This is a genomic window from Pseudomonas sp. (assembly GCF_041601375.1).
GTDB lineage: Bacteria > Pseudomonadota > Gammaproteobacteria > Pseudomonadales > Pseudomonadaceae > Aquipseudomonas.
In genome coordinates this window covers 16,919-28,265 of record NZ_JBFIIG010000037.1, presented here as the reverse complement: position 1 = coordinate 28,265, position 11,347 = coordinate 16,919, and the positions used below count along the sequence as shown (strand labels likewise).

13 protein-coding genes are annotated in these 11,347 nt (G+C 63.0%); 4 read left to right on the top strand and 9 right to left on the bottom strand.

All coding sequences use genetic code 11. The annotated features are described in order from the left end of the window. From ABZE94_RS07720 to tldD, 3 genes are all read left to right on the top strand, one after another. Positions 1-875, top strand: an 875-nt coding sequence (locus ABZE94_RS07720) for an AsmA-like C-terminal region-containing protein (RefSeq protein ID WP_372874949.1), incomplete at its 5' end; no start/stop codon positions are given. A 357-nt stretch (positions 876-1,232) separates the two neighbouring features. Next, positions 1,233-2,087 (top strand): carbon-nitrogen hydrolase family protein, encoded by an 855-nt coding sequence (locus ABZE94_RS07715; protein WP_372874948.1) that lies wholly within the window; start codon positions 1,233-1,235, stop codon positions 2,085-2,087. Positions 2,088-2,103: 16 nt separating this feature from the next. Continuing rightward, positions 2,104-3,546, top strand: a complete 1,443-nt coding sequence (gene tldD / locus ABZE94_RS07710; protein ID WP_372874947.1) for a metalloprotease TldD — start codon at positions 2,104-2,106, stop codon at positions 3,544-3,546. Between the two features lie 42 nt (positions 3,547-3,588). Here tldD and yjgA read toward each other — a convergent pair whose 3' ends face one another. Further along, positions 3,589-4,107 (bottom strand): ribosome biogenesis factor YjgA, encoded by a 519-nt coding sequence (gene yjgA / locus ABZE94_RS07705; protein ID WP_372874946.1) that lies wholly within the window; start codon positions 4,105-4,107, stop codon positions 3,589-3,591. A gap of 116 nt (positions 4,108-4,223) precedes the next feature. On the opposite strand from yjgA, the gene pmbA reads away from it, so the two are divergent. Beyond that, a complete protein-coding gene (pmbA, locus tag ABZE94_RS07700) occupies positions 4,224-5,570 on the top strand; it encodes a metalloprotease PmbA (protein ID WP_372874945.1) in 1,347 nt (448 codons plus the stop codon). A gap of 171 nt (positions 5,571-5,741) precedes the next feature. On the opposite strand, the gene ABZE94_RS07695 is transcribed toward pmbA, so the two are convergent. From ABZE94_RS07695 to lptC, 8 genes are all read right to left on the bottom strand, one after another. Beyond that, positions 5,742-6,014, bottom strand: a complete 273-nt coding sequence (locus tag ABZE94_RS07695; protein ID WP_372874944.1) for an HPr family phosphocarrier protein — start codon at positions 6,012-6,014, stop codon at positions 5,742-5,744. A gap of 12 nt (positions 6,015-6,026) precedes the next feature. After that, positions 6,027-6,884 (bottom strand): RNase adapter RapZ, encoded by an 858-nt coding sequence (rapZ, locus tag ABZE94_RS07690; protein ID WP_372874943.1) that lies wholly within the window; start codon positions 6,882-6,884, stop codon positions 6,027-6,029. Positions 6,885-6,886: 2 nt separating this feature from the next. Then, positions 6,887-7,360 (bottom strand): PTS IIA-like nitrogen regulatory protein PtsN, encoded by a 474-nt coding sequence (gene ptsN / locus ABZE94_RS07685; protein ID WP_372874942.1) that lies wholly within the window; start codon positions 7,358-7,360, stop codon positions 6,887-6,889. Between the two features lie 15 nt (positions 7,361-7,375). After that, on the bottom strand, positions 7,376-7,684 hold the full coding sequence (hpf, locus tag ABZE94_RS07680) for a ribosome hibernation-promoting factor, HPF/YfiA family (RefSeq protein WP_372874941.1): 309 nt from the start codon (positions 7,682-7,684) through the stop codon (positions 7,376-7,378). A gap of 189 nt (positions 7,685-7,873) precedes the next feature. After that, complete coding sequence (locus tag ABZE94_RS07675) at positions 7,874-9,385, bottom strand: RNA polymerase factor sigma-54 (protein WP_372874940.1); 1,512 nt, start codon at positions 9,383-9,385, stop codon at positions 7,874-7,876. A 133-nt stretch (positions 9,386-9,518) separates the two neighbouring features. After that, on the bottom strand, positions 9,519-10,244 hold the full coding sequence (lptB, locus tag ABZE94_RS07670; protein ID WP_372874939.1) for an LPS export ABC transporter ATP-binding protein: 726 nt from the start codon (positions 10,242-10,244) through the stop codon (positions 9,519-9,521). Between the two features lie 2 nt (positions 10,245-10,246). Continuing rightward, the gene (gene lptA, locus ABZE94_RS07665) at positions 10,247-10,789 is read right to left on the bottom strand and encodes a lipopolysaccharide transport periplasmic protein LptA (RefSeq protein WP_372874938.1); all 543 of its coding nucleotides are present in this window, start codon (positions 10,787-10,789) and stop codon (positions 10,247-10,249) included. Further along, positions 10,776-11,345: an LPS export ABC transporter periplasmic protein LptC gene (gene lptC, locus ABZE94_RS07660; protein ID WP_372874937.1), complete on the bottom strand. Its 570-nt coding sequence runs from the start codon at positions 11,343-11,345 to the stop codon at positions 10,776-10,778. The genes lptA and lptC overlap by 14 nt, the downstream gene beginning before the upstream one ends. Positions 11,346-11,347 lie beyond the last annotated feature (2 nt).

Genomic DNA, 11,347 nt, shown 5'->3' with positions numbered 1-11,347 from the left:
GCGTGGTCGAGGACAAGCCGGATCCGCTGCTTGGCGTCGATCCCCGGCAGGTTCCGCCACTCGATTTGCGCATCGCCCGGGTGCTGCAAGGTAGCGAGGCGCTGGGGGCGTGGTCGCTGAAGGCGCGGCCGAACGCCAGCGGGGTGCAGTTCAACGACCTGAACCTGGAACTGAAAGGCCTGCAGCTGACCGGTAGCGCCGGTTGGCAGGGCACGGCAGAGGCCAGCAGCAGCTGGTACAAGGGACGCATGCAGGGCAAGGACCTGAGCGATGTGCTGCTGGCCTGGAACTTTGCGCCGACGGCCAGCAGCGAAAGCTTCCATCTGGATGTCGATGGCCGCTGGCCAGGTTCACCGGCCTGGGTCAGTCTCAAGCGTTTTTCCGGCAGCCTGGATGCGACCTTGCGCAATGGGCAGTTCACCGAGGTGCAGGGTCCGGCCTCGGCACTGCGGGTGTTTGGTCTGCTCAACTTCAACTCGATCGGCCGCCGTCTGCGCCTGGATTTTTCCGATCTGCTCGGTCGGGGGTTGAGCTACGACCGGGTCAAGGGATTGCTGGTCGCCAGCGACGGGGTGTACGTCACCCGCGAGCCCATCACCCTGACCGGGCCGTCGAGCAATCTGGAGCTCGATGGCACCCTGAACATGGCCGATGACCTGGTCGATGCCACTCTGCTGGTGACCCTGCCGGTGAGCAACAACCTGCCGCTGGCGGCGTTGATCGTCGGCGCGCCGGCGATTGGCGGGGCGCTGTTCGTGGTGGACAAACTGCTGGGCGATCGCGTGGCACGTTTTGCCAGTGTGCAATACAGCGTCAAGGGGCGCTGGCAGGATCCGCAGATCACCTTCATCAAGCCTTTCGAGAAACCGCGCTGACAGGCCAGAGGTTGTGAAAATATCGCGCAACGTCAGCAGCGGGTGTCTGGAGGCGGTCGTAGTAGGCGAGAGTTTTTTCACGGCCTCCTATCAAACAACATGTATGTAATTGATTTTATTGGTTATTACGTTTTTGTAGGAGCGGCTTCAGCCGCGAATTCTTCGCGGCAAAGCCAAAGCTTCGCGGCTGAAGCCGCTCCTACGACAGCGGGCCCCGCGCGCACCCAGTTTGCTGCGCGACAGCGCGGCGTCTGGACGACGGGGGATCTCTCATTGCACATTCGCTGTGCCAGGCATGCAGTCGAGGGCCATGGCTTGTAAGCTGAAGGCCCAACCATCCGCCGAGCAGGAGCATGCATGGTCTTCGCGGTGATTCAAATGGTCAGCCAGGCCGATGTGCCGGCCAATCTGCTCCAGGCCCGGCGCCTGCTCGAGCAGGCCGCGGCGGGCGGGGCGCGCCTGGCGGTATTGCCGGAAAACTTCGCCGCCATGGGCCGCCGCGACCTGGCGGCGCTGGGGCGCAGCGAGGCGCGCGGTGACGGCCCGATCCTGCCCTGGTTGAAACAGGCCGCCCGCGACCTCAGGTTATGGATAGTGGCAGGTACTCTGCCCTTGCCGCCCGCTGGCCAGCCCGAGGCCAAGGCGCGGGCCTGCTGCCTGGTGCTCGACGAGCATGGCGAACAGGTGGCGCGCTATGACAAGCTGCACCTGTTCGATGTGGAAGTCGGCGACCGCCAGGGCCGTTACTGCGAGTCCGATGATTTTGCCCATGGCGAGCGGGTCGTGGTGGTGGATACGCCCGTTGGGCGCCTGGGTTTGACTGTGTGCTACGACCTGCGTTTTCCTGAGTTGTATGGCGCCCTGCGTGAAGCAGGGGCGGAGTTGATCAGCGTGCCGGCGGCCTTTACCGCGCTGACCGGTGCGGCGCATTGGCAGATACTGGTGCGCGCCCGTGCTATCGAGACCCAGTGCTACCTGCTGGCCGCCGGCCAGGGCGGCACTCATCCAGGCGGGCGCGAGACCTTCGGTCATTCGGCCATCGTCGACCCCTGGGGTCGGGTGTTGGCCGAGCGGGCGCAGGGCGAGGCGGTCTTGCAGGCTGGCCGCGATGCCGCCGAACAGGCGGCGATTCGCCAACGCATGCCGGTCAGCCGGCATAAACGATTTTTTGCAGCGGCCGAACCACGGTTGCCAGGTCCGCAGCAGTCATGAATGGGATAAAGCAGTTATGAGCGAGATGTTGTTGACGGTGAGTGAGCATCTACTAGGCCCGGGCGGTTTGACCCTGGACCATCTGCCCGGCGTGCTGGGCGAGTTGTCCGGCCCCGGTATCGATGCGGCCGACCTGTATTTCCAGAGCCAGGTGTCCGAGACCTGGGTGCTGGAGGACGGCATCGTCAAGGAGGGCAGTTTCAACCTCGATCAGGGCGTCGGCGTGCGCGCCCAGTCCGGCGAGAAAACCGGGTTTGCCTACAGCAACGCCATCACCGCCGAGGCGCTGACCCAGGCCGCACATGCGGCCCGCTCGATTGCCCGCGCCGGGCAGAACGCGCGGGTGCAGGCCTTCAACAGCCCGCAGGTCACTGCCTTGTATGCGGCCGACAACCCTCTGGACGTGATCGGCCGGGCGCAGAAGGTCGAGTTGCTCAAGCAGGTCGACGTGGCCACGCGTGCACTCGATTCGCGGATCAAGCAGGTCACGGTCAGCCTCGCCGGGGTCTGGGAACGTATCCTGGTGGCGGCGCAGGACGGCGGCCTGAGCGTCGATATTCGCCCGCTGGTGCGCTTCAATGTCAGCGTCATCGTCGAGCAGGACGGCCGTCGCGAACGGGGCGGTCATGGTGGCGGCGGGCGTACCGATTATCGCTACTTCATGAGCGAAGACCGCGCCATGGGCTATGCCCGCGAGGCGCTGCGCCAGGCCCTGGTCAATCTCGAGGCGATTCCCGCACCGGCCGGCACCCTGCCGGTGGTGATGGGCGCCGGCTGGTCCGGGGTGCTGCTGCACGAGGCGGTCGGCCATGGTCTGGAGGGCGACTTCAATCGCAAGGGCAGTTCCGCCTACAGCGGGCGTATGGGCGAGAAGGTCGCCTCGAGTCTGTGCACCATTGTCGACGACGGCACCCTGGCCGGACGCCGTGGCTCGCTCAGCGTGGATGACGAGGGCACACCGACCCAGTGCACCACGCTGATCGAGAACGGCGTGCTCAAGGGCTATATGCAGGACAAGTTGAACGCCCGCCTGATGGGCGCGGCACGTACCGGCAACGGCCGCCGCGAATCCTACGCGCACCTGCCGATGCCGCGCATGACCAACACCTACATGCTGGCCGGCGAAAGCGACCCGGAAGAAATCATCCGCTCGGTGAAGAAGGGTATCTACTGTGCCAACCTCGGCGGCGGTCAGGTCGACATCACCAGCGGCAAGTTCGTCTTCTCCACCAGCGAGGCCTACCTGATCGAGAACGGCAAGATCACCGCGCCGGTCAAGGGTGCCACCCTGATCGGCAACGGCCCCGAGGCGATGAGCCGGGTGTCGATGGTCGGCAACGACCTGGCCCTGGACAGCGGTGTCGGCACCTGCGGCAAGGACGGTCAGTCGGTTCCGGTCGGCGTCGGCCAGCCGACCCTGAAGATCGATGCGATCACCGTCGGCGGAACGGGCTCCTAGGGCGTGGGTTAGGCAGAGGCCTAACCCACCCTTGCGGCAGGATCAGCGCAATCCGCGTTGGGCTTCGTCCAGTTCGCGGAGGTATTTGAAGATTTTGCGCGAGGCCGCTGGCGCTTTGTTCTGCGCCAGTTCGTGCTGGGCCTGGCGGATTAACTGACGCAGGTGCTGCCGGTCTGCTTCGGGGTAGTCGCCCACAAAGGCTTCCAGGGTGTCGTCGCTGCCATTGATAAGACGGTCGCGCCAGCGCTCCAGGCCGTGAAAGCGTTCGTTGTACTGGCGAGTAGAAGCATCAAGCTGGTCGAGCAGGGTAAGAATCGCGTCGATGTCCTGGTCGCGCATCAGCCGGCCGATAAACTGCATATGGCGTTTTTTCGCGGAGTTGGCCGTGTGCTTGGGCGCCTCGTCGAGGGCACGGCGCAATTCGTCGGTCAGCGGCAGTTTGTTGCGCAGGTCGGGCTTCAGGGTGGTCAGGCGTTGACCCAGGTCTTGCAGGGCGTGCAGCTCGCGTTTGACCTGGGTTTTACTCTTCTCGCCGGAGAGGTCATCAAGATATTCAGGCATGGGGGTGGTCCAATGGAAAACACCGTCATGATAACAGCAGCTTCAAGCCGGAAGCTTCAAGCCTCAGGTTAAAAGCTTGGGCTTGTCCGCTTGCAGCTTGCCGCTTAGGAGTGTTTATGAGTGCAGTAGATAGTGTCGGCCCCGAGGCCGTGCCGCAGTTGCAGGGCCAGGTCGAACAGATTATCGCCGAGGCGAAGAGGCAGGGTGCCAGTGCCTGCGAGGTGGCCGTATCGGTGGAACAGGGCTTGTCCACCTCGGTGCGCCAGGGCGAGGTCGAGACGGTCGAGTTCAACCGTGACCAGGGCTTCGGCATCACCCTGTATGTCGGTCAGCGCAAGGGCTCGGCGAGTACCTCGGCCAGTGGCGATGCGGCGATCCGGGAAACCGTGGCGGCGGCTTTGGCTATCGCCAAGCATGCCTCGGAAGACGAGTCGGCAGGCTTGGCCGATGCCGCGTTGATGGCGCGCGAGCTGCCGCAACTGGATCTGTATCACGCCTGGGCCATCAGCCCGGAGCAGGCCATCGAGCAGGCGCTGCGCTGTGAGGCGGCAGCCTTTGCCGCCGATTCGCGGATCAAGAACGCCGACGGCACCACCCTCAACACCCATCAGGGTTGCCGGGTGTATGGCAACAGCCATGGTTTTGTCGCCGGCTACGCCAGCACCCGACACAGCCTGAGCTGCGTGATGATCGCCGAGGACGGCGGGCAGATGCAGCGCGATTACTGGTATGACGTCAATCGTCAGGGCGAACTGCTGGCCGATGCCGCGGGCATTGGCCAGAAGGCCGCCCTGCGCGCGGTCAGCCGGCTGGGTGCGCGTCCGGTGCCGACCTGCGAAGTGCCGGTGCTGTTCTGCGCCGAGCTGGCGACAGGGCTGTTCGGGCATTTCCTCGCGGCGATTTCCGGGGGCAATCTGTACCGCAAGTCGTCATTCCTCGAGGGCGCCCTGGGCCAGCAATTGTTTCCCGATTGGCTGACCCTCGATGAGCGTCCGCATATTCCGCGGGCCCTGGGCAGCGCGGCCTTCGACGGCGACGGCCTGGCCACCTATGCCAAGCCCTTTGTCGAGGGCGGCGAGCTGGTCTCCTACGTGCTGGGCACCTACTCGGGGCGCAAGCTGGGGATGCCGAGCACGGCCAATGCCGGCGGCGTGCACAACCTGTTCGTCAGCCATGGCGTGGAAGATCAGCAGGCGCTGCTCAAGCGCATGGGCCGTGGCCTGCTGGTCACCGAGTTGATGGGGCAGGGCCTGAACATGGTCACCGGCGACTATTCGCGTGGGGCCGGTGGCTTTTGGGTGGAGAACGGCGAGATCCAGTTCCCGGTGCAGGAAGTGACCATCGCCGGCAACCTGCGCGACATGTTCAGGCAGATAGTCGCGGTGGGTAACGATCTGGAGTTGCGCAGTAATATCCGCACCGGCTCGGTGCTGATCGAGAAGATGACGGTGGCGGGCAGTTGAGGGGTGGCTGCGGGCGTAGGCCGGGTTAGCGGCGCGTGCCGCTGACCGAAGGTTGCTGCCGGTCTAAGGCGGCGCGTAACCCGGCAGGCCATATCGCGGCTATCTGGGTGATGTCGGGTTAGGGCGCGCCAAACGCTTTAGCCGGCACGCCGATCCTAACCCAAGCTATGCCTATTCGCCTTCGTCGAAGTAATTGTTGATCAGCTCGACCAGGGCATTGAGGGCGTCATCGTCCTGCTCGCCTTCGGTGTGCAGGTGGATTGGCGTGCCTTTGCCGGCCGCGAGCATCATTACGGCCATGATGCTTTTGCCGTCTACCAGGCTCTCCGGGACGCGGCCAACCTTCACCTGGCAGGGGTAGCGCCCGGCGACACCGACGAACTTGGCTGCTGCGCGTGCATGCAGGCCCAGCTTGTTGATGATGGTGACTTCGCAGGAGGGCATCGCGGCAGTTCCTTAGCCAAGGTCGCGGTGGCGAACCTGGACGTTCTTCAGAATGGGTTTCAGGGTCTCGCCCAGGCGATTGGCCAGGTATACCGAACGGTGATGACCACCAGTGCAGCCGATCGCCACGGTGACATAGGCGCGGTTGCTGGCGGCGAAGCGCGGCAGCCATTTTTTCAGGTAGGCGAGGATGTCCTGGAACATTTCTTCGACATCGGCCTGGGCTGCCAGGTAGTCGGCCACCGGCTGGTCGAGCCCGGAGAAGTCGCGCAGGTCCGGCTTCCAGTAGGGATTGGGCAGGCAGCGCACATCGAACACCAGGTCGGCATCCACCGGCATGCCGCGCTTGAAACCGAACGACTCGACCAGAAAGGCCGTGCCCGGCTCCGGCTGATTGAGCAGGCGCAACTTGAGGCTGTCGCGCAACTGGTAGAGGTTGAGGTGGGTGGTGTCGATTTTCAGGTCGGCGAGGTCGGTGATCGGCCCGAGCAGCAGGCTCTCATCGGCGATGGCCTCGGCCAGTGAGCGGTTCGCGTTGGTCAGCGGATGGCGCCGGCGAGTCTCGGAAAAGCGCTTGAGCAGGGTTTCCTCGTCGGCATCCAGGTAGATCACGTCGCACTTGATATGCCGCGCCCGTACCTCGTCGAGGATTTCCGGGAAGCGCTTGAGTTGGCTGGGCAGGTTGCGCGCATCGATCGATACGGCGACTTGCGGGTGGAGCAGTTCGGTATCCTGCAGGGTACGCTCCGCCAGCTCGGGAAGCAGGCCGGCCGGCAGGTTGTCGATGCAGTAGAAGCCGTTGTCCTCAAGGACGTCGAGGGCGGTGCTTTTGCCGGAGCCCGAGCGACCGCTGACGATGATCAGGCGCATGGTCAGGCCCGGTTGAGCTGGCTTTGTACGTCTACCACGACCTGATACAGCGCATCGCTGTTCTGGGCCTGGCGCAAGCGCTCACGCACATCGCTGCGGTCGAGCATGCTGGCGATCTGGCGCAGGAGTTCAAGGTGTTCGTCGGTGGCCGCTTCGGGCACCAGCAGGACGAACAGCAGGTCGACAGGAGCGCCGTCGATGGCGTCGAAGTCAACCGCTGCATCCAGGCGCAACAGGGCGCTGATCGGCGCTTTGCAGCCCGGCAGGCGACAGTGCGGAATGGCGATGCCGTTGCCGAAACCGGTCGAGCCGAGTTTTTCCCGGGCGATCAGGCTTTCGTAAATGTCTTGGCCGTTCAGGTCGGGCAGTTCGCGTGCCACCAGGCTGGCTATCTGTTCGAGTACGCGCTTCTTACTGCCTCCCGGCACGTTCACCAGGGAACGGCCGGGGGTCAGGATATTTTCGAGTCGGATCATAGGAGTGAGGCGATCTCAGCGGGCCATAGCGCCCTGCTGGCGGTCGATTTGCTTTTCCTTGTGCTTGATGAGTTGGCGGTCGAGTTTGTCGGTCAGTAGGTCGATGGCTGCGTACATGTCGTCATGTTCGGCATTGGCGACCACTTCGCCGCCGGCGATATGCAGGGTCGCTTCGATTTTCTGCTTGAGTTTCTCGACCTCCATGGTGACTTGCACGTTGGTGATCTTGTCGAAATGGCGCTCCAGTCGACCGAGTTTTTCATCGATATAGTCGCGCAGGGGGTCGGTCACATCCAGCTGGTGTCCACTGATGTTGACTTGCATACCGTTTCTCCTTGTTGCCGCGTATGAGAGACAGGCTGTCGGACCTGCCACCGGAATACATTGGCGCGAAAGGCGCTGGCAGGACGCACCTCGGACTCTCGCTCGGGTCTTGGCAGCGTGGCTGCTATCGAGAGCGCGGGGCCGAGTGCGTGATATGCCTTGTTTGCTGGTCTTTCGTCGAGTACCACCTTACATCAATCGCTTGCGCTCGCTGGAGGGCGCTATACCAAGCGATTCACGGTATTTTGCAACTGTGCGGCGGGCTACCTGAATGCCTTGTGCCTCCAGTAAACCAGCGATCTTGCTGTCACTCAACGGCTTTTTTGCATTTTCCGCTGCGACCAGTTTTTTGATGATGGCGCGGATCGCCGTCGACGAGCATTCGCCGCCTTCGGCGGTGCTGACGTGGCTGGAGAAGAAGTATTTCAGCTCGTAGATGCCGCGCGGGGTGTGCATGAATTTTTGCGTAGTGACCCGCGAAATGGTCGATTCGTGCATGCCCACCGCCTCGGCGATGTCGTGCAGCACCAGCGGCTTCATCGCCTCGTCGCCGTAGTCGAGAAAGCCGCGCTGATGCTCGACGATCTGGGTGGCGACCTTCATCAGGGTTTCGTTGCGGCTCTGCAGGCTCTTGATGAACCAGCGCGCTTCCTGCAGCTGGTTGCGCATGAAGGTGTTGTCGGCACTGGAGTCGGCGCGTTTGACGAAGCCGGCATATTGCGCATTGACCCGCAGGCGCGGCATGGCTTCCTGGTTCAGCTCCACCAGCCAGCGCTCGTTGTGCTTGCGCACGATGACATCGGGTACCACGTATTCCGGTTCGCTCGACTCGATCTGCGAGCCGGGGCGCGGGTTGAGACTCTGGATCAGTTCGATGACCTGGCGCAGTTCGTCTTCCTTGAGCTTCATGCGGCGCATCAGCTGGCTGTAGTCACGGCTGCCGAGCAGGTCGAGGTAGTCGTTGGCCAGGCGCTGGGCCTCGCTCAGCCAGGGTGTCTTGGCCGGCAGTTGGCGCAGTTGCAGGAGCAGGCATTCGCGCAGGTCGCGGGCGGCAATGCCGACCGGCTCGAACTGCTGGATGCGGTGCAGTACGGCTTCCACTTCGTCGAGTTCGATGTCCAGTTCCGGATCGAAGGCTTCGAGAACTTCCTCGAGGCTTTCTTCCAGATAGCCCTGGTAGTTGATGCAGTCGATCAGGGTGATCCCGATCAGCCGATCCTTGTCGGACATCGGCACCAGATTGAGCTGCCAGAGCAGGTGGCTCTGCAGGCTTTCGCCAGACGAGGTGCGCGTGGTGAAGTCCCACTCGTCATCGTCGTTGTTGCTCGGCAGGCTGCTGGCGCTGGTCTGGTAGACGTCTTCCCAGGCGGTGTCGACTGGCAGTTCGTTGGGAATGCGTTCGTTCCATTCGCCCTCTTCCAGGTTGTCCACGGTCTGTGGGGTTTCCTGGTGGTTGGGTTCGGCGTAGGACTCTTCCTGCTGGGCGGCGGGTGTCGGGTTTTCGGCGCCGTCGGCCAAGGGGTTCGAGTTGTCGAAGTCGTCGCCGTCTTCTTCGCGCTCGAGCATCGGGTTTGACTCCAGGGCCTCCTGGATCTCTTGTTGCAGATCCAGGGTGGACAGTTGGAGTAGGCGAATGGCCTGTTGCAGCTGCGGGGTCATCGTCAGCTGCTGGCCCATCTTCAGGACTAGCGATGGTTTCATTGCAGACCTTATTTGCCGGCGTCTGTGCGCAATCCACTACAGGGCGCCGTAGCGCCACAAGGAAGCAAATTATATGCCTGATCTGCGGTGGTTTGCCTAGCTCTGGCTGCTGTTCGGTTGAGAAAAACCGCTGTTACAGGCGGAACTCGTGCCCCAGGTATACGTCCTTGACCAGTTGGTTGGCCAGGATCGCGTCGGCATCGCCTTCGGCGATCAGTTGGCCGTCGCTGACGATGTAGGCTGTTTCACAGATATCCAGGGTCTCGCGGACATTGTGGTCGGTGATCAGTACGCCGATACCCTTGGCCTTGAGATGGTGGATGATCTGTTTGATGTCGCCGACCGAGATCGGGTCGACCCCGGCGAAGGGTTCGTCGAGCAGGATGAATTTTGGTGCGCTGGCCAGGGCGCGGGCGATTTCCACGCGCCGGCGTTCGCCGCCGGACAGGCTCATGCCGAGGTTGTCGCGGATATGGCTGATATGGAATTCCTGCAGCAGGCTTTCCTGCTCCTTGCGGCGGCTGGCTCGATCCAGCTCCTTGCGCGTTTCGAGGATGGCCATGATGTTGTCGGCCACACTGAGCTTGCGGAAAATCGAGGCTTCCTGCGGCAGGTAGCCGACGCCGGCGCGGGCGCGGCCGTGCATCGGCAGGTGGCTGACGTCGAGATCGTCGATCAGTATGCGGCCCTGATCGGCCTGCACCAGGCCGACGATCATGTAGAAGCAGGTGGTCTTGCCCGCGCCGTTGGGGCCGAGCAGGCCGACGATTTGCCCGCTGTCGATGCTCAGGCTGACGTCGCGCACGACTTGGCGGCCTTTGTAGCTCTTGGCCAGGTGCTGGGCTGTCAATGTGGCCATAGCTACTGTGCCTGCTGTTCTGCTGGTGGGTTCTTCGGCTGGATCACCATGTCGATGCGCGGGCGTGGCGTGGTGACGTCGGTGCCGGTGGCGCGACCGGCATTGACGATCTGGCGCTGGGTGTCATAGACGATTTTCTCGCCCTCGAAGGTGTTACCTTCCTGGATCACCTTGGCCTGGTCGATCAGCACGATACGCTCGTTGGCGGCGAAGTACTGGATGGTCAGGCCGTAGGCCTTGACGATCTGCTTGTCCACGGATGGCTTCTGTTCGTAATAGGCGGGTTTGCCGACCGAGGTGAACACTTCGATGTCGCCCTGGGCGTTCTGGGTGATGGTCACGGTGTCGCCGGTGATTTTCAGGGTGCCCTGGGTGATCACCACGTCGCCGCGATAGACCGCGACGCCTTGCCGATCGTCGAGTTCGGCGCTGTCGGCCTGAATGCGGATCGGCTGCTCACGGTCGCTGGGCAGCGCCCAGGCACAAGCGCTGCCGAGCGCGACGCTCAAGCTGAGCAAAAAGGGGAAGGTTTTAACGAACCTCATGCTGGCCTCTTACGTTGGACAGCAGGAGCATCCTGCCGTCATTCAAGTACGCTTTCATTCCTTGTGCCGTGGTCACTCCATTGGCCGCGACGATTCTAACGGCTTGCTCGGTCTGCGCATATTCCTTATCCGGGAATACGGTCAGACGGCTGGTGGTCAGGATGGTTGGGCGGCCCTTGGCATCGGTGCGTTCGACGCGCACGCTGTCGATCAATTCCACTTCCGTGCCTTGCGGCGCCACTTCGGCACGCGTGCTGCTCACCTTCCAGGGCAGTTCGGTGCCGCGATACAGGTGCAGGAAGGGGCTGGTCAGCAGGGTGATGTCGCTGCTCTTGACGTGCTCCAGCTTGTCGCTGGTCATCTCGTAATGCAGCTTGCCGTCGGCCTGGTATTGCACGGTAGTGGCATCGATGACGTAGAAGTCGATGGCGTTGTCGTCGCCGGTTGGCGCCGGTCGCTCGGAGAAGCTGTCGGGGTTGATGTTCCAGTAGCCGACGGCGGCCAGCAGGGCGGCGGTGGCAGCGTAAAGAATGGGGGGCAGCAGCTTGCGCAACATAG

Excerpts from the sequence above, each read along its gene's own strand:
- ABZE94_RS07715 (WP_372874948.1), top strand. The coding sequence starts at position 1,233 with ATGGTCTTCGCGGTGATTCAAATGGTCAGCCAGGCCGATGTGCCGGCC.
- ABZE94_RS07695 (WP_372874944.1), bottom strand. The coding sequence starts at position 6,014 with ATGCCCTCCTGCGAAGTCACCATCATCAACAAGCTGGGCCTGCATGCA.
- hpf (WP_372874941.1), bottom strand. The coding sequence starts at position 7,684 with ATGCAAGTCAACATCAGTGGACACCAGCTGGATGTGACCGACCCCCTG.
- lptC (WP_372874937.1), bottom strand. The coding sequence starts at position 11,345 with ATGTTGCGCAAGCTGCTGCCCCCCATTCTTTACGCTGCCACCGCCGCC.
- rapZ (WP_372874943.1), bottom strand. The coding sequence starts at position 6,884 with ATGCGCCTGATCATCGTCAGCGGTCGCTCGGGCTCCGGCAAAAGCACC.
- lptA (WP_372874938.1), bottom strand. The coding sequence starts at position 10,789 with ATGAGGTTCGTTAAAACCTTCCCCTTTTTGCTCAGCTTGAGCGTCGCG.
- lptB (WP_372874939.1), bottom strand. The coding sequence starts at position 10,244 with ATGGCCACATTGACAGCCCAGCACCTGGCCAAGAGCTACAAAGGCCGC.
- pmbA (WP_372874945.1), top strand. The coding sequence starts at position 4,224 with ATGAGTGCAGTAGATAGTGTCGGCCCCGAGGCCGTGCCGCAGTTGCAG.
- yjgA (WP_372874946.1), bottom strand. The coding sequence starts at position 4,107 with ATGCCTGAATATCTTGATGACCTCTCCGGCGAGAAGAGTAAAACCCAG.
- tldD (WP_372874947.1), top strand. The coding sequence starts at position 2,104 with ATGAGCGAGATGTTGTTGACGGTGAGTGAGCATCTACTAGGCCCGGGC.
- ptsN (WP_372874942.1), bottom strand. The coding sequence starts at position 7,360 with ATGATCCGACTCGAAAATATCCTGACCCCCGGCCGTTCCCTGGTGAAC.
- ABZE94_RS07675 (WP_372874940.1), bottom strand. The coding sequence starts at position 9,385 with ATGAAACCATCGCTAGTCCTGAAGATGGGCCAGCAGCTGACGATGACC.